This window comes from Lysinibacillus sp. FSL R7-0073 (assembly GCF_038009065.1).
GTDB classification, from domain to species: domain Bacteria; phylum Bacillota; class Bacilli; order Bacillales_A; family Planococcaceae; genus Lysinibacillus; species Lysinibacillus fusiformis.
In genome coordinates this window covers 1668918-1693677 of record NZ_JBBPAS010000001.1, presented here as the reverse complement: position 1 = coordinate 1693677, position 24760 = coordinate 1668918, and the positions used below count along the sequence as shown (strand labels likewise).

The window sequence follows — 24760 nt, the reverse complement described above, 5'->3', positions numbered from 1 at the left end:
GTGTTTTCTATGTTAACTAACGCTAAACATTGTGATAAAGTTTAGGCTAAATTTTCATTATCCTTAAAGTAATTTTTCATTTTAACTGTATCAAAACGGCCTTCCCATTTCGCCATTACTAATGACGCTAATGAGTTACCAATTACGTTAACAACTGTACGTCCCATATCAAGAATACGGTCAATACCAGCGATAAATGCTAGACCTTCTAATGGAATGCCGACAGTACCTAAAGTGGCTAGAAGTACTACGAAAGATACCCCAGGAACACCTGCAATCCCTTTCGATGTAACCATCAATACAAGCATTAACGTAATTTGTTCACCAATGCTTAGGTGAATACCGTACATTTGCGCTATAAATAATGCAGCGATCGCTTGGTACAGCGTTGATCCGTCTAAGTTAAAGGAGTAACCGGTTGGGATAACAAAGGATACAATATCCTTCGGAGCCCCTAATTTCTCCATTTTCAACATAATTCGTGGCAACACAGCCTCTGAACTTGCAGTCGAGAATGCTAAAATGAGCTCATCTTTTAATACTTTAATTAAAAATAATATATTGACACCTACGAATTTTGCAACTAGTGCAAGAATAACAAATATAAAGAATAGCATTGTAGCGTAAACAAGGATAGCCAGTTTAGCTAAAGGTATTAGAGAGGCGAATCCATATTTGGAAACGGTTACACCAATTAACCCAAATACCCCGAGTGGTGCAAATTTCATCACAAGGTTAGTTACCCAGAACATCGCATCTGCAACCCCTTGGAAGAAGTCTAAAACTGGTTTACCCCGATCACCAATGGCCGCAACACCTAAACCAAAAATAACAGCAAAGAATATAATCGCAAGCATGTCGCCTTCACCCATTGACTGAATGATATTGGTCGGTACAATGCCTACAATAATATCAAACGGTCCTTCATGCTGTACTTCTTCTGTAGTTGACACGTATTTCGAAATATCACCTTGAGAAAGCTCGTTCATGTTTAAACCTGCGCCAGGCTGGAAAATATTCGCGGAAAGTAATCCAACTACGATAGCTACTGTTGTAATAATTTCAAAATAAATAATGGATTTCCCGCCTAATCGTCCAAGCTGTTTCATGTCTCCAGTACCAGCAACACCTACGATTAACGTCGAAATTATAATCGGCACCACAATCATCTTAATTAAATGCAGGAAAATATCCCCTAATGGTTGTAAATAGGTTTCAATTTTAGGATTTCCATAAAAAATACCGCCAACAATAATCCCTAAAATCAAACCGATTAAAATTTGACTGGCTAAACTAATTTTAAATATCTTTTTCAATCCTTCGTACCTCCTAATATTATTTTTTTGTCTTGCCTAATAATAAGAGATACTTATAGAATCCGACAAAATCCGATGAAAAAACTTTTGTTTTCTTTAGAAAAGTCTGAATATAAAGCTTATCCGCTTCTTACAATTAAGTGCATCCTTTCTAGATTTATCAGGCTATCACCGCAATTGAAGACGCTCCAAAATGCTAATAAACCTTTAACTAATCAAATGCAGGCATGCTACTGTTATTACTATATGGCAGTATTATAATCGCTAAGTGTTGACATTTCGTCAACATCATTATACACTTCTGTTCAATGATCTTTTTACATGAAGAAGGGAGAATCGAATATGACGGAAATGAAAGAAAATACGACTCTAGGTTTATTGTTGAAAGAGCTATTGAAAGAACGTTCATTATCTATGCGGAAGTTTAGTGAACTAACAGGAATCGATACGGCTACGATTTCACGGATTATCAACAATAAACGCAAAGCTACCCCACAACATTTAGAAAAATTCGCTGACTGCCTTGGTGTTCCTTTTATTCAGCTATTTGAAGCAGCGGGATATCCTATGGAACAAAGACAAGAAGAGTCACAATCAGATATTCATACCTCTGTTGATGCCATACAAACCTTTCTTAAGGCATCAAATGTGTACGACAACCAGTTTTCAGTGCAGGATGTTGAAAAAAAATTAGACGATTATGGTCTATTTTCTCAAACGGAAGAAGGCAAACATACCATTCATACGAGTTTTAATGAAAAGATTCAAAAAGTAGGTAGTGTTGGTCCATTTATAAATAAGTTAAAAGAGTTATATGAAAAATTTACAACAGATAAAGGTACACTATTTGAATTAACAATAATAGGAAGCACATTATTATATTTTATTATTCCTGTAGATGTAATTCCGGATTATGTTTTTCCTATTGGTTATTTGGATGATGCAATAGCTGTACAACTTACCGGAAAATCTTTGTTGAAAAATAACGGATAGGTGGATTCATTAATTTATGGAAAGTAGTAAAACAAGCCGTAGATGGCTAAAAAATTCATGTTTCATATTCGTATTGATGATCATATTGGGGATTATTTATTGGTTTTATCAGTACAATAGTGGATTGGCCATGGCAGAAGACGACAGTAAAAATGAAGCTGAGGCTGAAGAAACTTTTGAGCCATTCCAAGGCGCAGACCTACAATTTGGGGAGATTAATGTCCTATTGATAGGTAGTGATACTAGAGGCGATGAAGGTAGATCTGATGCCTTAATGATTGGACACTATAATCAAACGACGAATCAAGTAAAAATCGTTTCCATTATGAGAGATACGTATGTTGATATCCCAGATTACGGAAAGAATAAAATAAACGCTGCGTTTGCTTTTGGAGGTCCAGAACTTGTTAGGAAGACCATTAAGCAAAACTTTGATATTGATGTAAATTACTATGCTATCGTTGATTTTGAAGGATTCCCTAAAATTGTAGATCTTTTAGCACCCAATGGGATTGATGTCGACATTCCTTATGAAATGTCATATGGCATTGGCATGACATTATTTCCGGGAGAACAAACTTTACATGGTGACCAGTTATTAGCATATGTACGATTCCGTCACGATCGTTTAAGTGATTTTGGACGAGTGGAACGTCAGCAGGAAATTATGACAAAGGTTAAAGATCAAATTAGCTTTCAAAGCTTCATGAATTTACCGAAAATATTAGGTGTGGCAGAGGCATACATCGATACAAATGTTGACAAAAAAACAATTCTTGCGATTGGGAAAGGTTTAATGGATGGGCACTCTAATGGGGTAAATACTTTACGGATTCCAGTTGCCAGTTCTTTTGAAAACAGACATGTAAATGTAGGCGCAGTACTAGATATTGATTTGGAAAAGAATAAAAGTGAATTAGAAAAGTTTTTATCCACTGAGGATGATGTACAAATGTCTAAACTAGAAGGAGTTTCCTCTTAAAGAAAATATGACGATAGATTATCAACTTTTTAAACTACTCAACCAATTTGCTGGACAATACCCTATTTTAGATCAACTTGTCCTCTTATTTTCAAAATATGGCCCTATCCTATTTGGACTAATTTTGATATGGCTATGGTTTTCAAACTCTCAAAATCAGCTTGAAAATAGAAAAATAGTAGTATACGCTGTAACGATTGCTATTCTTACACTTGGTATCGATAAAATCATTGAGATGGTGTATTTTCGACCACGTCCATTCGTCAATCATAGCGTAATATTGTTACTTGAAAAATCAAATCTAGACCCATCCTTTCCAAGTAATCATGCGGCAGGTGCATTTGCCTTAGCGTTTGCTTTGTTTTGGAAACGAAGAAAAATTGGAGCTGTACTCATCTTGATGGCCAGCATCATGGCATTTTCGAGAATTTTTATCGGTGTACACTACCCGCTAGATGTGTTAGCAGGTGCTTGTATTGGATTAGGGGTAACTTACATAGTGATGTGGCTCATTCGTCTTTTTGAAGACTCCAAAAATCACAGGAAAATGTATGTGAAATAATAATGCTCTTCCAATCAAAAAAGTTCGCTCTTTATGCGAACTTTTTTGCGTTTTAATCCGTTATGCATGAAGCCATCTACTTTATTGTTGATGTAGCTGCTTTCTAAGTGCTGCAATCTTTTTAGCAAAATCCAATGCATGAGGACCATCTCCATGAATACATAAGGTGTGCGCCGCTATTTTTATTATTTGAGACTGTACAGACAATACTTCATTTGCCATTAAAATACCTTTTACATGCTCAAGCATTTCTTCATCAGTTTGTATTAAGGCATTCAGTTCCTGTCTGCTCACTAATGTGCCATCAGAGTGATAACGGCGATCAGAAAAAACCTCCTCATATACTTGAAGACCCTTACCCCTTGCGATTTCTGCCATCTGGCTACCTGCTAAACAATATAAAATAAGCTGAGGATCGAGATCGTACACCGCATGAACAATGGCTGAAGCTTTCTCCCTATCATTTGCACTTTGATTATATAGTGCTCCGTGTGGCTTGACATGATGTAATGTCCCTTTTTCGATATGGACATACGCTTGCAGTGCCCCTACCTGATAGACAATCATATCGTAAATTTCTGCTGGACTAAACGCCATATCCCTTCGTCCGAATCCTTCACGATCAGGATACCCTGGGTGTGCACCAATATGAACATTTTTGCCAATTGCATGACGAACTGTTTGGTGCATAATGGAATGATCACCCGCATGGTAGCCACACGCAATATTGATTGATGTCACATAATCTAATATCTCTTCGTCTCTTCCCGTCAAAAACGCTTCATAGCTTTCTCCTAGATCACAATTAATATCCATTCGTATCACATTTCCTCCAGTGCAAAATGTATTGTGTTAAACATACGCATTTGGGCTACTTTATGTAAATCATCTTCATGAACAGTGGCCATAATAGGATAGCCTCCTACTGTTTGAGCATCGGCCATTAAGATGATGGGATTCCCATTTTGAGGCACTTGGATTGAGCCAAACTGTGTCGCTTCAGATAGAATTTCCTTCATTTCTTTTAGCTGTAAAACAGGGCCTTTTAAATAATAGCCCATTCGATTACCACCGCTAAACTGGAAAGGATTTTGCAAAAATTGTTGCTGACTCTCTCCCGTAAATAAATGAAAATGAGGACCCTTAAAAATTCTAACAGTAATCGTATTGTCAAAAGTCGGTCGATATGGAGCATAAAGACCTCTATTATATTTTAACGGAGAGGCTATTTGTCCATATAAGATACTTCCTTTTGTCATCTCCGTACCTAGATTCCCCTGAGAGAGGTATGAGGTACTACCAAGCTCCAATGTTGAAGTAAACCCTCCAAGCGGTGTCAAGTAAATGATAGAGCCTTGACTCACACTCTTAATCGTTAACCTATCGCCCTTTGTTAAGTGGAATGTTTTCCACATTTCAATGGCTGCATCATTGATCATGCATACACCATGACCGCCTGTTAAAACATAGAGCCCATCAGCCAATGCCTCAAATTCAAAACCACCCACGAACATTTCGAAAGAAGTTTGGTTATGATGATTTTGTAAAATCAGCTGGGCCGTTTGAAATGAAACATGATCCATTGGTCCAGATAACGGAATACCAAATGCTCGATAGCCAAACCTTCCTTTATCTTGTAAGCTACCATAAACCCCTTGTTTTGTTATGAGCAGAAGTGGCTTCAATCGCTACACTCCTTTGCTTTTCATTTCCCAATATTGTTGCTTAGTTATTTCATAAAACTGAACTTCATCACCAAGTTCAAATAGAAATGGCTCTTTACAATTGACATTAAAAAGCTCAAATGGCGTCTTTCCGATAATATTCCAGCCACCAGGTGAATCGACAGGATAGATTCCTGTTTGTCCACCTCCAACTCCAACAGAACTTGCAGACACCGACGCTCTCGGCTTCTCTAAGCGAGGTACAAATAATTTAGAATCAAGTTCTCCAAGATACGGAAAGCCTGGTAAAAAGCCAATTAAATAAACATAATAGCTTTTGGACATGTGTAGCATTTTCATGTCCTCAAATGATAGACCTGTATAGTCCATCACTCGTTGCCTATCTAAGGCAAATTCTTCATCATAGCAAACTGGGATTTTTAATAGTCTATTCGTTCTGTCATCAATGGTTGTGGATGTTTGACTGTCCAGCCATTGCCTTCTTAAAAGGTCTATATCTATTTGTTGTTTCACATAAGCTGTAACTGTATGATAGCTTGCAACACACTCGACAAGATGATGTCGTAGTTGTTTTTTCAGAAATCGATTAAATGCTTGTACTGCATAAAAGTTTTGGTGGGATATTTCTTCCTTAAAGGAAAAACGAATCGTATTCTTGCTAATCCACATTGACTGAGGAAATTCAATGATTACCTGCACGTATTGTCTCCTCAATGCAAAGCTTCACAGCAGCGATTAAATCACGAATATGCCAGCCTGGGATTTTGCCATGTTGAATGGCTAATTCAAAGGAAGCAGGTATATGAATAAAGCCAGCACGTACCCCTTCATGTTGCTGCGCATACACAAGCCCCTCATACATAATGTTATTACATAAGTAAGTACCTGCTGTATTAGAGATTTCAGCCGGATAGCCCTCTGCTTGTAGGCGATTAACCATCTGGCGAATTGGTAAATTCGTCAGATAAGCATCTGCCCCCTCCTCTTGAATGCTCTCATCAACAGGTGTGTAGCCGTTATTATCGGGCTCCCCATCTTTCACATTAATAGCAATTCGTTCAGGCGTTAGTTTATAACGCCCCCCTGCCAGCCCTAACGAAATAATGATTTGCGGTTCTATTTCCTCAATATGTCGCTTTAGCTGCTCGGCAGATTGTTGAAAATCTACAGATAAAATTCTTCCTATAATATGATAATCTTCTATCTTTTCACCATTTAAGTTTTCTACAATTTGCATAGTTGGATTAAGCTTATAATCCAAAAATGGCTCAAATCCCGTTAATAATATTTTTGTCATGTTAGTCACCTAATTTCTATCGGACGTTTTTTTATGTAGCGTCCAGATTGTTTTTGTTTATTTACTGGAGTAGCAAGTGCAGCTTCTAAAATTGCCTGATTAAATAATTGATGGGCTGCCATACACGAAAGTAATTCCTCACCATAAACGATTTCATCTGCAACTTCCGAAATTATATCTAAAGCGACCCACTGAGGATAACGTAAAATACTAACTGATGAATACGTAGGCGTTACTTCCATACTACGATAAAAGTTAATATTACCCATTCCCTCAATCGGGTATTTATTTGGATCCCACTTTGTTCCATATTTATAGTATCGATCGCGCCAATACGCATTTTCTTGAGCAAACGTTGATCCTTCAAACATCCTATTAACTCTTTCCGCTACTAGCTCCAGATTTTGGGCCTGGATTTCCTTCGTATGATCATCTGCATAACGACCAATTCCATAAATTTTGGCACTTGGAAGCGTATAAGAAACTGGGAAAATAGGTGGACAGGCGTAACCTGCGAACGGTTGAACCCACTCACGAGCAGGTATTCCATGGTCATCAATAACAATATCTGGAGCCCACTTTTTTAAGATAAGTGGTAATACATTTGCCTCACCGAACACACTTTTTCGGAATTTCACATGGGCAAATTCTAATCCCACCGCATTAAATCTCGCAGCATGATGCTTCCACTTTGGATGCTCCTTTGTCAAACATTCCATGATTTCATAGCCATCAGGGTTCGCTAAAGGGATAATAATGACATTCATTTTTTTTAATATTTCTGGATGATGACAAATAATATCTTCCATTAGCGCTAAAATTGCAGGAGTGCTAGATACTTCATTTGGATGATGCCCAGCTTCAAAAACAATCGTATGTTTTTCATCTGATTTTTTTAGACCTGAATAATATTCACTCGTAATAGGTTCAGTCACTTCGAAAAATGGAATGACAGTACCTTTATAAGATATATCTCCATAATTTGATTTGACCTCCGAATATTGTTTAAAACGTTCTAATAATGGAGATGTATTTTTCATGCTGTGTTTTAAAATGGTTTTTGCCTCAGTTACTTTCAGTTCATTACCTATAGACATTTCTACAGATTCAAACTGTCCTTCTTGATTAAACAAGATTCGCTTTATAACTGGTTCAGTCATCGGCTTGTCATTCCACTGGTAAACCTTTATGGCACTTTTAATAGGCTTATACAAATCTTGTTCTATATGAATATAAGGAATTACGCCACCTGGAGCTTTGTAAGGCTGATTTACTAATTGACGGCCAAGCTCATGAAAATAGTCTAAAGTATTAAAGTATAAATCCTCGTATAACGCCTCAAACGATGAGTTTGCTTCTTGCTGAACGTCGATTTCGTCTTCGATTCCAGAAGAAGTAAAGTCAATTTCAATTCGATCGAATAATGGAAATAGCTGTCCTTGATTAACATTATGGGTATCTATTTTTAACTTTTTCACCATGCGTGGCAATAATTCTTTCACATAGTATTTATAGAAACGTTCACGATCAGAAAATATGATGTTCTCTTGCACTCGCTCTATCTTGTTGAATAGTCTATACCCAGCGGTAGTTGGATAAGCTTTTTTCTGACCATCAACATAATCCACTTCACTAATAAGTGGATTGAGCTCAGCCATTAACTGATCATCTACAAATACTCTATACACATATTGTTGGGTGCTTGAAAGCTCAAATTGTACCTGCTCTTTAGGTATGCCATATTGCATTTCAATCATTTCATCCACAGGATATAGCTCCATAATCCAGCGATTATGTTGCTCTAAGCCGTCTACACTTACCCCATCCTTACAAACTATTTTTACGTTTTCAAAGCGGCCCTCCACAGATGGAAGAACTTCCTCTAATATCCAGTATAAACCTGTTTTAAAGGCAGAGCGAACTTTAATTGTTGTCAAATTTGAAAATTTTTCATATAAATCTAGCTTGAATTGATCACGGTTTTTTTTAGTGGCCGTCATATAAATTTCAGCCTCTAACGCTCTATCTGGTTCTTTTTCTAATGCTTTTATAATGTATGAAGCCTCAGATTCATCGCTCCATTTTTCTTCCATTAAAATAGCCGCTTCATTCACTTGTTTTTCGTTTAGCTCCCAAACTCCAAGCAGCCCACCCTCAGACACATGCTTTGCTGTTGCAACGGAATGAACAACGGCTGGAAGGCTTTCTTTCCTACCACAGATTTGAATGGCGTTTTTGGCGGTCAATTCCATATAACTTTCGTTTTCGTGCTTAAATGAAATGGTTACATGTCGCTCTTTTGTTGTTATAGCTGGTAATGAAATAGATGTGGCATATAAGCCTAAACGCAAAGCAAGATAGCAAACTTCTTTTAACAGAGCATTAGTCTTTAATTCTTCTTGTATATCCATTTTCACACTTACATGTTGCTGGGGATGTGCCTCATCCTTTTCACCCGTGCCATAGGCTGACCATAGATGACTTAAATTTTCATAATACGTTAATGGGCTGTCCGTTTTAGTTTCGACCATATCTTCACTGGCTATTGCACTTAACAATGTAGAAAGTGCTGATTCACTCTCATAATAAATGATCCATGTAGACTCTTCTTCTGAAATAAATGTGCTAGTATGTTGTAAAAACTTCATTGTATAGGACTGATTAACTGGCTGAAATAAATCAAAGTCTAATTCATTTGATTCAAAGCCTAAGCGTAAACAAAAATCAATTAATCCTAATGGAACTAAATCTTTAGGTAAATCTATAAATAAAGAAGGCTTTTTTTTCGTTTCGTTCTTTTGAAATAAACTAGAAAAAATTATTGAGTTCATCATATCACCTAAACTTTCATATTTGGATCTAAGCGATCTCGCAACCAATCTCCCAATAAATTAAAGCCTAAAACAGTTAGCATAATAGCAACGCCTGGGAAAACAGATATCCACCAAGCAGAGGTCATATAATTTCGACTATCCGCTAACATTCCTCCCCATGAAGGTACTGTAGGCTCCACGCCTAAACCTAAAAATGTTAAAGAGGCCTCCAATAAAATAAACTCTGCAATACACATCGTTGCTAACACTAAAATGGAGGAAGCAACATTAGGAAGTATATGCTTAATGATTATTTTGAAATGTGTCCCACCAATTGCCTTTGCTGCTTGGATATACTCTTGTTCCTTTAAAGCCAAAATCTCTCCTCGAATTAATCTCGCAAAACTAACCCAATATGTAAGTCCTAGGATAATAATAATTTTTTCAATACCTGTTCCAAAAACACTCATGATTACGATGGCTAGTAAAATAAACGGTAACCCCATTTGAACTTCGGCTAACCGCATTATTAAATCATCCATCCACTTCCCAAAGTAACCTGAAATAATTCCCAGAAATGTACCAAGTACTAATGAAATAATTACGCCACAAATCCCGACTAATAGAGATATACGTGCTCCGTAAATAATTCTACTTAGCAAATCACGCCCAACCTGATCTCCTCCGAGTAAGTATTGGGATTTACCAGTATCATCTAGCCATTTGGGTAGGTCAAGCCGATGTCCTAAGCTAGCCGCCCCCGGATCATAGGGAGCAATATAAGGCGCAAATATAGCACATAGTATCGTAGTGACAACCAATAATAAGCCAATTATGCCCGTTGGATTATTCTTCATGAATTTAAGAACGGTTACTATTTTATTGGCTTTTTTTATTTCGATTGCTTCTGTTTCCATTATTTGAGTCATTATTGCTCACCTCTTCCAGTTCTTATTTTCGGGTTAATCAATGAGTAGCATAAATCAACGATTAGATTGACTAAAATCATAATAAGTGCTAAAAGTATGATTCCTCCCTGGACCACTGGATAGTCTCGTTGATTAATAGAATCAACAATTAACCTTCCAATTCCAGGCCAAGAAAAGACTTGCTCGACAATAACTGCACCTCCTAATAGCCCCCCAAACTGTAAACCAACAAATGTTACAGTTGGCAATAAGGCATTGCGGAAAGCATGTTTAATGATAACTAGCCATTCTCTTATTCCTTTCGCCCGTGCAGTTGTGACGTATTGCATTTTAAGTACTTCCAGCATAGACGTACGAATTAATCGAACTAAAATACCAGATAGGATAAGTCCTAAGGCAACGGATGGCAAAACTAATGAGCTAACCCCATCAAAGCCGGATACTGGCAGCCATTTTAGTTGAACAGCAAAAATTAAAATTAGCATGAACGCCAACCAAAAATTAGGAAAAGAAATACCTAACAAAGAAAAAATACGACTAAACACATCAATGGATTTTCCTTTATAAATAGCGGATAGAATACCTAACGGAACAGCTATTAACAATGCCACTGCCATCCCCCCTAAAGCAAGTGCAATTGTCGGCCACGCTCGTTCGAGTAACATCTCTAAAACTGGGCTATTGGAACGATAGGAAGTGCCAAAATCAAGTGTGACTAAATCCTTCATAAATATGATGTATTGCTCCCAAACAGGCTTATCTAAACCGAGTTTTGCTGTCAGTTCTTCTACTGCCTGCTGTGAAGGTTCACCAGCCCCAAACATTATACTTACGGGATCACCTGTCAAACGAATGGAGAAAAATATAATTAATGAAACCGCAATGATTACCAGAACGGTATGCGACAAACGTCGTAGAATATAGGAAAGCATAATTCCATCCTCCTAATGTGAAATGAAAGAGATAGTATGCTAGCATACTATCTCATAATTTTTTACTTACTCGACAGTGACACCTGCAAAATTAAAGCGGCCATCATGTGGTGGTTGGAAGCCTTTTATTCGTTTATTCACTGCGTATATTTCAACTTCGGAATATAAGTTGACTTCAGTTGCATCTTCATATAATACTTCTGTAAGCTCTTTAAAAACCTTTTGTCTTTCGTCATTATCAATAGTGGAACGCTCTGCTGCTAATAATTGTTCAACTTTGTCATTTTTATAGGATGGGTTCCAGAATTCTCCCTCGTGATACATTAAATAAGCTGTATTATCAAAGTCCAGCGTCCATCCGCCCCAGCCATTTTTATACATATGGCCGGCTTTTCCTTGAGGGATTAACTCTGATTGGAATGTCGTATTTTCCACACTATTAATAGATACTTTTATTCCGACTTCCTCTAAATAAAACGCTACTGCTTGTGCAATCTCTTTAAATGTTCCATCTGTACCTGGAATAAAGAAATCTAATGTAGTACCTTCAGGGACTTTCGCTTCAGCCAATAATTCTTTTGCCTTTTCAGGATCATATGGATATGGCTCTAAATCGTTGTTATAGCCAAATGATAAATCACTTTGGAATGAGCTTATAAGATTTCCATAGCCACCTAAAATTTCTTTTACAATCGTTTCTTTATCGATAGCATAGTTAATAGCTTGACGGACACGTACATCATCAACTGGCTTTTGCGCCGTATCAAAACGAATTGAATAAGCTGTAGGTGTAGACACTTCCATTAATTCAATAAAGTCAGTTCCTTCTGCTGTTGCAGCTTGGGAAACTTCCAAACGTGTCATAAGATCAATATTGCCTGTTTGTAATTCTGCAAGTGCTGTTGCTGTTTCCGGTATTACTTTAAATGTAACTTTATCTAGTTTAATAGCATCTTTATTCCAGTATTCTGCATAACGTTCAATTACCACTTGTTTATCTCGTTGATAATCTGTCATTTTAAATGGACCTGTACCAACAGGTTTCATATCAAAATTCTCTGCTCCCTGTTCTTGAATATATTTAGGTGGCACGATTACAGCACCATAACCTGATAGTTTTGTGAGTAATACTGGATCTATCGAATTTAAGTGCATAGTTACTTCATATTCACCCGTTACTTCAACATTGTCGATGGAAGTGTAATTTGAATATTGAGGACCTTTTTGACCTTCATCCCCTAGCAGACGATCAAAAGTAAATTTAACGGCTTCCGCATTAAATGGTTCACCATTATGGAAGGTAACGCCTTGGCGTAATTGAAAGACAATTGTTTTGTCATCTTTATATTCCCAAGATTCCGCTAACCCAGGTTGAATTTCTAAATCTAAAGAACGACTGACTAATCCTTCAAATACAGATGTTGCTACTGTACTCCAAGACAGTAAAAACGTATCAATAGGGTCCCAGTTTTGAGGATCTCCTGCCACACGGATAACTAATTCATTACCTCTTGTGAGTGCAGCGTTTTCTCCAGAAGTTTTGCTATTATTTTTACTGTCCTCTTTTGTTGATGTACCGCCACTACATGCTGATAAAATAATCATCATGGATACTAGTAATAGCGCAAGCCATTTTTGTTTCTTCATTATTGTTCATCCCCTTTTATATTTGTGCTATTTATACGCCATAAGGATATGGCATCGAATAACCTAGTTCAGCCGAAATTAACGCAGCAGTTTCCCACAGTCCCTCTAAAAACATAGTTATTTTTTCTTGTGGAAGTAGTGATTCTATACCAGCAATACTAATGGAGTACTCTACTTTTCGATCACTATTAAAAATCGGCACCGCTATTGATACAGTTCCTTCTTCTAGTTCTGACACGCTGTAGGCATAGCCATTTTTCTTACCTAATTCAATTAATTCATGAATTTCTTTATCCGTATGAGGGGTTCCGCTCGCATATTTTTTTCGAGGTTTATGAAGGACCTCGTTAATTTTCTCTTCACCTTGAAAAGATAAAAGAATACGTGAGCAAGCACCTGCGTATAGTGGTGCTCTTCTTCCGACTCTTGTATATAACAGAACCGGTTTTAGACTTTCTATTTTTTCTATATAAAGGCCATCAGTTTCATCCAATACTACTAGTTGAACAGCCAAATCAAATTTCTGTTGTAACATTTTCATATACGGAATGGCTAACGAACGAATCTCTATTGAATTAGCAGCTATTGCCCCTAATTCAATTAGTTTATTCCCCAGTAAATAATGATCACTTAATACTACCTGTCCGCCACTTTGAACATATGGACGTTTTAATACGCCTAAATCCGTAAATGTTTTTAGAAATCTATGTAAGGTCGGTTTAGGAATATCAGTTTCTATAGCTAGTTCGTCTAACCGCCAAGAAGGTTTTTCTTCCGTAAATAACGTTAAAATATTGATCCCTTTTTCCAATGTTTTGCTCATATTAATCGCTCCATTTGTTCTTCATAAAGTAAACAAGAAACTTCATGTTGATCACTAATTTTTTTTAATTTTGGGGGTGTCACTTTACAAATCTCCATACAGTTTGGACACCGCGTATGGAAGGTACATCCTGATGGCGGATTTGCTGGATTTGGCACATCTCCGCTAAGGACAATTCGTTCTTTAACCTTTGAAGGATGGGACTTCGGTAATGCAGAAAGTAATGCTTTCGTGTAAGGGTGTTTCGGATTATTAAACAATTCATGTTTGTCAGCTAATTCCACTATCTTACCTAAGTACATCACCCCTATACGATCACAAAAATGATGCACGACACTTAAATCATGGGATATAAAAATATAGGTAAGATTCATATCCCTTTTTAAATCTTTCATAATATTAAGCACTTGAGACTGAATGGATACATCTAGTGCCGATACCGGCTCATCTGCAACAATCAATTTTGGATTGGATACTAGTGCCCTCGCAATTCCAATGCGCTGTCTTTGGCCGCCTGAAAATTCATGTGGAAAACGATCTAGCTGCTTTTCTGTAAGCCCAACTTGTTTGGCAACCTCATAAACACGTTGTTTCCGTTCTTCCTTTGTACCGATTCCAAAATTCACTAAAGGTTCTTCAATTATTTTGAAAACCTTCATACGAGGATTAAGGGACGAAAAAGGGTCCTGAAAAATGATTTGCATATCACGACGTTTTTGGCGGACCTCTTTGGCGCTAAGTGTGGCTATATTTTCTCCGTTCAGCAAAATTTCGCCCTCAGTAGCTGTTAGAAGTTGAATGAGTGTTTTGCCCATTGTGGATTTTCCACAACCAGATTCCCCTACTATTCCTAAAACTTCACCTTCGTTTACAAAAAATGAAACATCATCTACTGCTTTTAAATTTCCCGAGCGTGATCCTTTCACTGGAAAATATTTTTTTAAGTGTTTAACTTCTAACAATGGACTGCTCATTTACAATTCCCCCTCCCACATCATCCTTTTCATATAACCAGCATCTAACTGTGCTACCAATGGACGTAGTAAATAGCTCTGGTTTACTTTTACATTTTTCAGTTGCAAATTCACATCGATCGAAAAATCTACAACCTGCTGGCATATCGGATGGTGATGGTACCACACCATCAATAGACGGAAGATACTCTTGTTCTGTCTCAATATCCGGCAATGAGTTTAGTAACCCTTTAGTATAGGGATGGAGCGGATGATCAAATAATTCCAATACATTTGCTTCTTCAACTATTTCACCCGCATACATCACAATCACTTTCTCACAGATTTCAGCAACAACTCCAAGATCATGGGTAATTAAAATAATGGACATGTCCAGTTTTTCTTGTATATCTTTCATTAACTCTAAAATTTGTGCCTGAATAGTTACATCTAATGCTGTAGTAGGCTCGTCTGCGATTAATATTTCTGGTCCACAAGCCAATGCCATGGCAATCATTACTCGTTGTCTCATACCGCCAGATAATTGGTGTGGATATTCATTAACCACTTTATCGGGACGTGGAATACCAACAAGACGAAGCATATCAACTGCTCGCTCATGCGCTTCTTTTTTTGAAATATTTTCATGGCTATGAATCATTTCAATGATTTGGGAGCCAACTTTATATACTGGATTAAGGGAGCTCATCGGTTCCTGAAATATCATTGAGATTTTTTTCCCACGAATCTTTCGCCATTCCTTCTTCAATTTTTTATGAATTTGTTGTTGATCTATGTAAATCTCTCCACTTTGCCATTCAACCCCAGAAGGCAATAACCCCATAAGAGATAATGATGTCATACTCTTTCCACAACCAGATTCCCCTACAATCCCCAATGTTTTGCCTTTTTCAAGTTGAAATGACACCCCATTCACAATGGAAATATCCTTTTTATTTTGCTGAATACCTATTTTCAAATCCTTTACTTCTAAAATATTCAATCCCATTTTTCCCCCTCCGTTCCATATTATGAAACGCGATTCCATTTTTTAAAATCTTATCAGAGATTAATAGGTTATTTCAATAGTTTTCAGAAAAAAATAAAAATTCTATTTACTATAATTATTCCGAAAAAACAATTAACTACGTTTATAAACCAGCAAGAAATCTTCCTACCTTTCGAAAAATACAAAAAAGCATGGTCCCAAGTGCTCGGACCATGCTTTTAACGTTTTTTTCTTGTATAATTTCTTATTTCAAATGTGCAGTCGCCTGTTTCATGACGTATTTCCCTACTCCAATATATATGGCTACAGCTGTTCCAATCAATACGAATGTCATTGCTGACCGCTCCTTTTCATATAAATTTAGTGTTTTTCTCTTGGCTTTCAGATCAATACATTGAATTTGAAAATCATTCTCACTAATATATTATAAATTTCCTGTTAATTCGTCAAGACATACTTTCATCTTACCCTTTTTACATGGTAAGATGTAGAAAAGTCGGAAAAAGGATGCGGTAATGATGAGTAATTCGAAGTACTTTCAAACTATTTTAAACGGGACTATTCACGCTTTAAAATCAATTCTTCCTATGGATATAGAAGTAAAGTCGCCTAGTATTATATCTGAACCCTTTCAACAGCAGCAAATGGGTGTATTAATTGGTTTAATCGGAGATTTAAAGGGTCGCGTCATCATTGACTCCTCTCCTGAAGTGTTCAGTGGAATCGGTAGTACGATGTTTGGTATGCCGCTTGAAGGAGAAATGTTAGAATCCTTTACAGGGGAATTTGGTAACATGATTGCAGGAAATTTATGTACAGCTGTTGGGCAAGAAAGCTTAGAAATTGATATCACTCCGCCAACTGTGATGGTGGGCAATACAAAATTATATGGCTTTGAAAAGGCTTTTGCTCTCCCAGTTTCGGTCCCAAGCGTGGGTGCCCTAACTGTTCTATTAACAATTGAGGAGGAAGTGGAGTAGAAAGCTAGGTTTAAAGTCTATGCCAAATAAGACATTATATGCAAGAGGATACAGCATATATGTTTTAAATTTGCCATTCGCCTAGAAGAGTTGATAGGACTTCATTAAAATCTATTTTTCTTATTAAAAAAGAGCTAAATATAATAATAAAACAAGCTATTTCAATGACTTTTGAGATGGCTTGTTTTTTTCTCCCCTAAATTCTTCACACTTTCTTCACACATTTTGTCTAGAAGTGTGATTTTTTTCACATCAAATTGCATCAGATTTATATATGATGACTGTAAGAAACACCAACTATAAAAAGCGTAGGAGGAGCAAAAATGGCAAATAAAAAGAAGTCAGATGAGAATTTAAAAGGTTCACTCTATGCAGTTTTTGGAGTAGGTATCATCATTATTTTACTTTGGGTGTACTGCTTTGATTTGTTCATTGGACGGTTTTAATCTACGAAGAAGGGACAGAAACATATGCACATACATAAGTATGAGAAGTATTGGCTTGTGTTCGGAGTTGCTACTTTAGTCGCATTCCTAATCATTCTCGGTATCGGGGCATTTCATCAAGGCTCCCACCCGAACAATGGTAAAAAAACACTAGATTACGAGAAAGTGAAAGAGACAGCCCCTTTTGATAATCCAGGAGTCCATAAGGTAGAGGGCAAAGATTGGGATTATGAGGTAGTCGTAATAGCTTCTGCATTCAATTATAATCCTCCACAAATTGAGGTACCACTGGGTGCAAAAGTAAAATTCATCGCAACAAGCGAGGATGTCATGCACGGTTTTGAGGTTGCAGGTACAAATATTAATATGATGCTTGAGCCTGGTTATATTTCAGAATATGTAACGGTAGTCAACAAAGTAGGCGAGTTTTTAATCGTATGCAATGAATATTGTGGTACAGGACATACGATGATGCACTCTATGTTAAAGGTGGTGGATTCAAATGAGTCACACTAATTCAATGGCAAAAGTAGATCGTCGCGATGCAAAGCTAGCAATGGCGCATATATATGTGGCATTTATCGCATTGTTATTAGGTGGTCTTGCCGGTTTATTACAAGTATTTGTACGTTCTGGTCAATTTACATTACCAGCGGGCATTGGCTATTACCAAGTGTTAACCGTACACGGAGTATTACTCGGTCTTATTTTAACTACATTCTTTATTTACGGTTTCCAAATTGCTAGTGTTAGTCGTACTTCTGGTACATTTACTAATAGTCAGCGCAGACTTGGCTGGATCGGCTTTTGGTTAATGACAATTGGTACAGCCGCTGCGGCAACAATGGTTCTATTAAATAAAGCAACTGTTCTTTATACGTTTTATGCACCGCTAAAGGCACACTGGATTTTCTATTTAGGCCTTACTTTAGTCGTAGTTGGTTCTTGGGTTGGCGGCGCAGGTCAAATTTTACGTTATGCTCAATGGCGCAAAGAAAATAAAGGTAGCGGTCAGCCTAGCCCATTATTATCGTTTATGGTGGTTGTTAATAATTTAATGTGGTTCGTTGCAACACTTGGTGTGGCAGCTTCAGTATTAATCCAACTGTTACCATGGTCATTAGGTTTAATTGAACGTGTCGATGTTGCCTTATCTCGTACCCTTTTCTGGTATTTCGGTCATGCACTTGTATACTTCTGGCTATTACCTGCTTATATGGTTTGGTACGTGATTATTCCAAAGGTCATTGGGGGAAAAATTTTCTCCGATTCTTTAGCAAGACTTTCGTTTATGCTGTTCTTACTCTTCTCTATTCCTGTTGGGATTCACCATCAGTTAACAGAGCCTGGTATTGATGGTACATGGAAGTTCATTCAAGTTGTATTAACATTTGCTGTAATCGTTCCATCGCTAATGACAGCCTTCTCGATGTTTGCCATGTTCGAATTACGTGGCCGAGAATTAGGTGGAAAAGGACTGTTCGGATGGTTCAAAAAATTACCTTGGAAAGATTCTCGTTTCTTCGTTCCATTTATCGGTATGGTGGCATTCATTCCTGGTGGTGCTGGCGGTATTGTCAATGCCTCCTATCAAATGAACCAATTAATCCATAACACTATTTGGGTGACAGGGCATTTCCACTTAACGATTGCAACTGCTGTTGTTTTAACATACTTTGGTGCGGCCTTCTGGTTAATTCCTCATTTAACAGGGCGTACTTTAACAAAGGCTTTAAATAATCTTAGCAATTTCGCTGGTATCTTATGGGCAGTCGGTATGACAATTATGTCTTCTGCTATGCATATTGCTGGTCTTATCGGTGCACCTCGTCGTTCAGATTACTCAGAATATGGTGGTGCTTCACAGGCATATGATTGGATTCCGTATCAGATTGCACAAGCTGTGGGCGGAACGATTCTCTTTATCGCCATTCTAATAATTATTTATATCGTCGTGAAATTAGCTTGGTTCGCTCCTAAGGGTGAAGAGGAGTTCCCTATTGGGGATGTACATGAGCTTAGTGGACCAACACCAGCTATTTTAGAAAACTTTAAAGTATGGCTTGTCATATTAGTAGCCTTAATTTTATTCGCTTACACCGTGCCAATCTTTGATATTATTTCGAATTCACCGGCTGGCTCCAAAGGCTATCAATTGTGGTAAGTATTTAGAAATAAAGCGATTTCTCATTTCCGAGAAATCGCTTTTTTCACATTATAATTGATAGAGTTTCGTATATTTATCTTGTAAATAGTCTGCAAGGTACTTGGCATTTAAGCCTTCAAAAGTATCTGTACTAAAACGATCATTAATTCCCCAAACTAATACAGAAGCAAACAAAAAACTACAGTTATTCTTTCTGACTTTGGATAGATTTTATACTTATTATCTTTATTTTCACCATCACTATTGTTATTCATTTTTAACCACCCCTTCAAATTTTTTTATTTCGAAATGATAAGGATTGTCAAACAGTTACATACTCAAATGTGCAGGATCATACACCGTGCCTGCACTATTTGTCTATACAATCCTTGACAGTGAAAACGCGGAAACAACACCATTAAAAAATAATCTAGCATCGTGTTTTATACAACAAAAAAACTTGAAAGAAATATCCTTCAAATTTTTTGCTTCTTGCTATTTGTGTATAATCCGATATAAAAATGCCACAAACTGCGCTCTTGTTACTGGCTCATTTGGGTGGAAGTTGCCATTATCGACTAATGTAATTCCTTCACGCTCTAACACCGCAATATAGCCTGAACTCCAATGGGTGCTATCCACATCTACAAATGAACTTGCGCCCTCTGGTGTTAGCCCAAGCAAGCCAACAAGAACTTTTGCTAATTGCGCTCTTGTCATATTTTCTGTTGGACGAAAAGCACCGTTTGACCCGTCTACAATGCCTGCTTGTTGCAATACTTGTATCGCCTCATAATCAGGGTGTGTGGACGCCACATCCGAAAAATCATCCGCTTCTCTTACTTTTTTTAGTGAAAATGATCTTGTTAGTAACACTGCCACATGCATACGATTAATCGGGGCATTTGGACGGAAAGTACCATCTTCATAGCCTTGAATAATGCCAAGTGTCGCTAGTTCCTTCATCATCGCTTTTGCCCAATGTCCTTCTATATCGCTAAATGTTACGATTGGCTTGGATGGTTTCGGCTCTTGTGGAGATTCAGATTCTTCCACAGGTAACTCTATCCATTTGGCATAAAGAGAAATATTTTCTCGCACAAGTATTTCATCTGCCCATCGTTTTGTTAGTGCTTCATCCTGATACCAACCATCAAAGCGATAACCAGCTCTTGTAGGAACAGGTAAATCGTTAACTTTTGTATTATAACGTATGTCGATTGGCGCTATCACTGTGCCACCATTTGTATGCAACGTGATCTTAACTTTTGTTGGTGGTGAGTAGTCATTGTCATCTGATACAGGTGGTGGATTACTATCTCCGCCTGTCGTTGGTGGGTTTACTGTCCACTCGGCATACAGTGTGACATCCGTTTTCCTCATTTGGATTGTTGCTTTTTCAGCATAAGAGGTCCCATTGCCATCTGCTTGCGTGTTCCAACCTTTGAACTTATAGTCCGTTCTGACAAGTTTACCGCTGTTGTCTTGCACCGTCACACTGTCATTTTCTTCATATGAATTGTTATCTTGTGGCACAGTACCACCAGTTGCCCCGTTTTTATCATATGTGACGGTGTATGTTGGGTTGATTGTCCATTTCACATACAATGTGATGGCTTCTGTGACGACATCTGTAGTGAAATCCCATGGTACTGCGAATGCATTATCCTTATACCATCCATCAAATGTATAGCCTAGTTTTGTCGGGACTGGCGGTGCTGTCGCGTTTGTGTTGGGAGGGACGAATTGTGAGGCGATCATACTACCCCCATTGCTGTTAAACGTCACTTCATACTGTGTTGCGTTCCATTTCGCAAACAGCGTCGTATCTTCTGTTACCATATCTTTTGTAAAGTCCCACAAGTTCGTCAGGGCAGCCTCTTTATACCATCCATCAAACGTATAACCTGTTTTAGTTGGGACTGGCGGTTCTATCAGCATTGTGTTGATCGCGACGGTTTCGGGTGCTACAGTTGTACCACCATTTGATTCATAGCTTACCAGAAAGGGAATCTCCCTCCATTTTGCGTATAGAGTAATATCTTGATTTATTACTATTTCTTCTTCAACATTATAATCCGTTCCACTTCCATCTTGCTTACTATTCCACCCTATAAATGTGTAGCCTACCTTCTTTAAACTTCCTTGATTTTTTATAATAAATGTTTTTGTAGTGTTTCCTGTATAGTCTTCCGATAGTCCACCACCTGTTTGTCCATTTCCATCATATGTGATTTTATTCGCTATTTCTTCAAATGCAAATCCATTTGCATCAGCATATTCTTTTGCTTTAGATGGAATAATCCCTAATATCTTCGTATTATTAGGGATAGAATTTTGCAATAATACTGTATTAGCACCAAAAACCGTTATCGTTTTCAAATCATTTCCAATAAATGCATTTTCACCTATTTGTTTTACGTTGCTTGGTATCGTGATACTTGACAGATTATTATTATTAAAAGCAAAATATCCAATCCATTCAAGCTGATTCGAAAGTATTACCGATGTCAGTTGATTATTTTGAAACGCTCCGAAAGCAATTAACTTTGTACTATTTGAAAATTCTAAGGAGGTCAGTTGTTTATTTTTAAATGCATCTAACCATATCGTAGTGACAGGTTTTCCACCTAGCATGTCTGGTAAAACTAAATCATTTCTATTAGTTCGCAAATCGCCCCAAATTGTTACCCCACCTGGGTAATATTGATCTGGTAGTACACCTGTTTGATTGTCGTCATAAATAAAATCATTTTCTATACTAGTTGCAAAAACAATATTATTAGAAAATAATATGCAAAACGAAAAGAAAATTATGGGGATGAAATATTTAAACTCACTCATTTTTCGCAAATTGTGTTGCTCCTTTCATTTTTGACCATTCCTTCTGTTGCAGCTATCTAGATTTCTACAATAGCCCAATGTGGGGAATGGACATCGCTAAATGTAGACATTGTAAATACTTCTAGAGCTGGTCGTTCAAATAATTGGTTGAATACCTTCACTTCTTTTGCTTGTTAAAAGGCAAAACCCCCTATTTTTCAAAGGCATAATTCCACATAGGCATAACGCCCTCTGGTAAATACATATCGCTTAATTCTACTACCGGGAAACAGAGGACGATACTGACAAATGTTAATAATGCGACAATTAACATTCCAAATGAGGATTCAACATGATAGTTTGAGGTTAAAAAATTTGTTTTAGTGTTGCTTTCAAGACCCATTTACCTCTGATTTTCTTACATCACCATCCATAAGGATTCTTTTTTTATTTCAAGTCCACATCCCATCTAGTTTTGGAATAAGGAGTAGTGCTCCGACTATAACTGAAAATATTATTGCAAATTTTCTCTAACGTAACCCCATTTCATTTTCTAATTATTGATAGACATATTTTCCAATTAATTACTGTATTATTAGTATTCGTTAACGAATACTAAAATTCTACTAGATAGAGCCTGCTCCGTTAGTTTAAGTAGAAAACTTACAATCTTACTAAATATTTCAACAATACTATTCAATTTTATTGAAAACGTTCCTCAACAATCTGGCCATATAATGAGGTCGAGCGCTGATCCTTATTACAGAAGGTAGTGACCCCTTAAAGTTAGAGTTTTTATTATGCAGCTAATTGGCTGGCATGTTTTCGGAAATTTACCGGACTCATGCTGGCCAGTTTTTGTTTAATACGAACATTATTATAATAATTGATATAATCATTTATTTTCTTTTGTAATGCTTTATAAGAGATTAATTGTTCTCCATAATACATTTCCTGTTTTAGTAAGCTAAAGAAGTTCTCCATGGCCGCATTGTCTGCGCATGTTGCTTTACGAGACATACTTTGAAAAATCCTGTTCTGCCTTAATGTTTTCGCCCACGTATTGTGTTGATAGTGCCATCCTTGATCGGAATGAATTGTTGTCCGATATTCAGCACGCTTTAGAATAATTGGAAGTGCTTGTTTAAGTGAATCTAACACAAAATCTAGGCTTGGCCGTTTTGACATACTAAACCCAATAATCTCACCATTATATAAATCCATGATCGGACTTAAATATAATTTTTCATCATCTGTACATTTAAATTCAGTTACATCAGTCACCAATTTTTGAAGGGCATATGACGTTCTGAATCTACGATTCAAAAGGTTTTTAGCGACTTTCCCAACTGTTCCTTTGTATGATTTATAGCGTGATTTACGTACGAATTTTACACATTTTAACCCTAGGTTTTTCATGATTCGTTGTACCTTTTTATGATTAATTGTATGTCCTTGCACTCTTAATTCCGCATGAATTCGGCGGTAGCCATATCGACCTTCATGTTTTTCAAAAGTCTCTAAAATCAAGACTTTCCACTCTATGTCTGGATCCTTTTGCCCCATCAGTTTAATATGATAATGATACGTCGCTTCTGGAATATCCACTTGTTTTAAAATATCTTTTAATCGAAATCCTTCTTGTTTAAGTTCGAAGGCGATGGCAGCTTGTGCTTTTCGAGGAAGGCATCTTGATTCTCCCGAAAAGCCTTCAACTTTTTTAAATACGCCACCTCTAAACGAAGCAGTTCATTTTCGCGTTCTAGCTGCTCCTCACGTGACATTGTTTTTTCTTGGTTATTCGCTGTGGACTTTTGTTTCTTAGACATAGACGGGCGCCCCTTTGAATTTTTTTGCAGGCCCTCTATCCCTTCTTTTAAAAACCGATGATACCAACTGGCAACTAAAGTTGGATCATTCAAGTTAAAGTGAATCGCAGTATCTTGATAGGAAGCACCTGTTCGTTTCATAAAGTTTAATACATCTATTTTAAAATGAACAGAATAAAACTGCTTCGTTTTCTTAACTAATAAGCCGTTACGTCCAAACTCTTTATAAGCACGTACCCATCTCCTTAATGGAGAATCACCTATACCATATTTCTTCGCTATCGCTCGATATCCTATAGACCCACTTAAATATTCTTGAACCACCATCAATTTAAATTCTTCACTATATTTAGTCATAAAAATCACCCCAAAAGTTAGTTTTTCACTCTAACTTTTGGGGTGCAGTACCGAATCGCGCCCGATTGTGGAAGGTTGGTTTTCAACTAAAGCCCCCTTTACTTTAAGTACAAAAATTCTCAAGCACATTAAAATTTCGTAAAATCCCTTTAGGTTTTCATTTAAATTGTCCTTAAATTTAAAAATTCTAAACTATTTCTGAAATCCCTGTCTTAATAGTTATGTTTTTGGCTTTTAT

Annotated in this window: 22 protein-coding genes; 7 read left to right on the top strand and 15 right to left on the bottom strand. The window is 37.1% G+C overall.

The annotated features are described in order from the left end of the window. Positions 1-41: 41 nt before the first annotated feature. On the bottom strand, positions 42-1316 hold the full coding sequence (locus MKY88_RS08035; RefSeq protein ID WP_083244635.1) for a cation:dicarboxylate symporter family transporter: 1275 nt from the start codon (positions 1314-1316) through the stop codon (positions 42-44). A gap of 342 nt (positions 1317-1658) precedes the next feature. On the opposite strand from MKY88_RS08035, the gene MKY88_RS08030 reads away from it, so the two are divergent. Genes MKY88_RS08030 through MKY88_RS08020 form a run of 3 tightly spaced genes read left to right on the top strand, consistent with a single transcriptional unit; the run spans position 1659 to position 3853 of the window. Then, on the top strand, positions 1659-2309 hold the full coding sequence (locus MKY88_RS08030; RefSeq protein WP_193831493.1) for a helix-turn-helix domain-containing protein: 651 nt from the start codon (positions 1659-1661) through the stop codon (positions 2307-2309). 16 nt (positions 2310-2325) lie between these two features. Further along, positions 2326-3291, top strand: a complete 966-nt coding sequence (locus tag MKY88_RS08025) for an LCP family protein (RefSeq protein ID WP_069480798.1) — start codon at positions 2326-2328, stop codon at positions 3289-3291. Positions 3292-3298: 7 nt separating this feature from the next. Further along, complete coding sequence (locus MKY88_RS08020; protein ID WP_328202211.1) at positions 3299-3853, top strand: phosphatase PAP2 family protein; 555 nt, start codon at positions 3299-3301, stop codon at positions 3851-3853. 81 nt (positions 3854-3934) lie between these two features. Here MKY88_RS08020 and MKY88_RS08015 read toward each other — a convergent pair whose 3' ends face one another. From MKY88_RS08015 to MKY88_RS07965, 11 genes are all read right to left on the bottom strand, one after another. Beyond that, positions 3935-4678: a 5-oxoprolinase subunit PxpA gene (locus tag MKY88_RS08015; protein ID WP_340813347.1), complete on the bottom strand. Its 744-nt coding sequence runs from the start codon at positions 4676-4678 to the stop codon at positions 3935-3937. Next, entirely contained in the window at positions 4675-5538 is an 864-nt protein-coding gene (locus MKY88_RS08010; RefSeq protein WP_328202215.1) for a 5-oxoprolinase subunit C family protein, read from the bottom strand. The genes MKY88_RS08015 and MKY88_RS08010 overlap by 4 nt, the downstream gene beginning before the upstream one ends. Before the next feature lie 3 nt (positions 5539-5541). Then, a complete protein-coding gene (gene pxpB / locus MKY88_RS08005) occupies positions 5542-6237 on the bottom strand; it encodes a 5-oxoprolinase subunit PxpB (RefSeq protein ID WP_340813346.1) in 696 nt (231 codons plus the stop codon). Continuing rightward, the gene (locus tag MKY88_RS08000; protein ID WP_193831487.1) at positions 6221-6835 is read right to left on the bottom strand and encodes a pyroglutamyl-peptidase I; all 615 of its coding nucleotides are present in this window, start codon (positions 6833-6835) and stop codon (positions 6221-6223) included. Before MKY88_RS08000 ends, pxpB begins: the two co-directional genes overlap by 17 nt. A 5-nt stretch (positions 6836-6840) precedes the next feature. Beyond that, on the bottom strand, positions 6841-9669 hold the full coding sequence (locus MKY88_RS07995) for a M14 family metallopeptidase (protein ID WP_340813345.1): 2829 nt from the start codon (positions 9667-9669) through the stop codon (positions 6841-6843). A gap of 5 nt (positions 9670-9674) precedes the next feature. Next, complete coding sequence (locus MKY88_RS07990; protein WP_193831485.1) at positions 9675-10577, bottom strand: ABC transporter permease; 903 nt, start codon at positions 10575-10577, stop codon at positions 9675-9677. Further along, positions 10577-11509: a nickel ABC transporter permease gene (gene nikB / locus MKY88_RS07985; protein WP_193831484.1), complete on the bottom strand. Its 933-nt coding sequence runs from the start codon at positions 11507-11509 to the stop codon at positions 10577-10579. The genes MKY88_RS07990 and nikB overlap by 1 nt, the downstream gene beginning before the upstream one ends. A gap of 66 nt (positions 11510-11575) precedes the next feature. Continuing rightward, a complete protein-coding gene (locus MKY88_RS07980) occupies positions 11576-13156 on the bottom strand; it encodes an ABC transporter substrate-binding protein (RefSeq protein ID WP_193831483.1) in 1581 nt (526 codons plus the stop codon). A gap of 31 nt (positions 13157-13187) precedes the next feature. After that, on the bottom strand, positions 13188-13979 hold the full coding sequence (locus tag MKY88_RS07975) for an IclR family transcriptional regulator (protein WP_069480789.1): 792 nt from the start codon (positions 13977-13979) through the stop codon (positions 13188-13190). Further along, positions 13976-14953 carry an ABC transporter ATP-binding protein gene (locus MKY88_RS07970; RefSeq protein ID WP_328202226.1) on the bottom strand — a complete coding sequence of 326 codons (978 nt, stop codon included), beginning with the start codon at positions 14951-14953 and terminating at the stop codon, positions 13976-13978. The genes MKY88_RS07975 and MKY88_RS07970 overlap by 4 nt, the downstream gene beginning before the upstream one ends. Then, positions 14928-15941, bottom strand: a complete 1014-nt coding sequence (locus MKY88_RS07965; protein ID WP_175423002.1) for an ABC transporter ATP-binding protein — start codon at positions 15939-15941, stop codon at positions 14928-14930. Before MKY88_RS07965 ends, MKY88_RS07970 begins: the two co-directional genes overlap by 26 nt. Positions 15942-16459: 518 nt before the next feature. On the opposite strand from MKY88_RS07965, the gene MKY88_RS07960 reads away from it, so the two are divergent. The 4 genes from MKY88_RS07960 (at position 16460) to MKY88_RS07945 (ending at position 19531) form a co-directional block, all read left to right on the top strand. After that, positions 16460-16921: a chemotaxis protein CheX gene (locus MKY88_RS07960; RefSeq protein ID WP_069480787.1), complete on the top strand. Its 462-nt coding sequence runs from the start codon at positions 16460-16462 to the stop codon at positions 16919-16921. A gap of 323 nt (positions 16922-17244) precedes the next feature. Further along, positions 17245-17367 carry a hypothetical protein gene (locus MKY88_RS07955; RefSeq protein ID WP_009370491.1) on the top strand — a complete coding sequence of 41 codons (123 nt, stop codon included), beginning with the start codon at positions 17245-17247 and terminating at the stop codon, positions 17365-17367. 24 nt (positions 17368-17391) lie between these two features. Next, entirely contained in the window at positions 17392-17883 is a 492-nt protein-coding gene (locus MKY88_RS07950; RefSeq protein ID WP_008176413.1) for a cytochrome b5, read from the top strand. After that, entirely contained in the window at positions 17870-19531 is a 1662-nt protein-coding gene (locus MKY88_RS07945) for a b(o/a)3-type cytochrome-c oxidase subunit 1 (protein WP_069480785.1), read from the top strand. Before MKY88_RS07950 ends, MKY88_RS07945 begins: the two co-directional genes overlap by 14 nt. Positions 19532-20008: 477 nt before the next feature. Here MKY88_RS07945 and MKY88_RS07940 read toward each other — a convergent pair whose 3' ends face one another. The 3 genes from MKY88_RS07940 to MKY88_RS07930 form a co-directional block, all read right to left on the bottom strand. Further along, positions 20009-22357: an InlB B-repeat-containing protein gene (locus MKY88_RS07940; protein WP_340814810.1), complete on the bottom strand. Its 2349-nt coding sequence runs from the start codon at positions 22355-22357 to the stop codon at positions 20009-20011. A 777-nt stretch (positions 22358-23134) separates the two neighbouring features. Next, a complete protein-coding gene (locus MKY88_RS07935; protein WP_340814809.1) occupies positions 23135-23998 on the bottom strand; it encodes an IS3 family transposase in 864 nt (287 codons plus the stop codon). Further along, entirely contained in the window at positions 23962-24522 is a 561-nt protein-coding gene (locus MKY88_RS07930; RefSeq protein ID WP_036223000.1) for a helix-turn-helix domain-containing protein, read from the bottom strand. Before MKY88_RS07930 ends, MKY88_RS07935 begins: the two co-directional genes overlap by 37 nt. Positions 24523-24760: the final 238 nt, after the last annotated feature.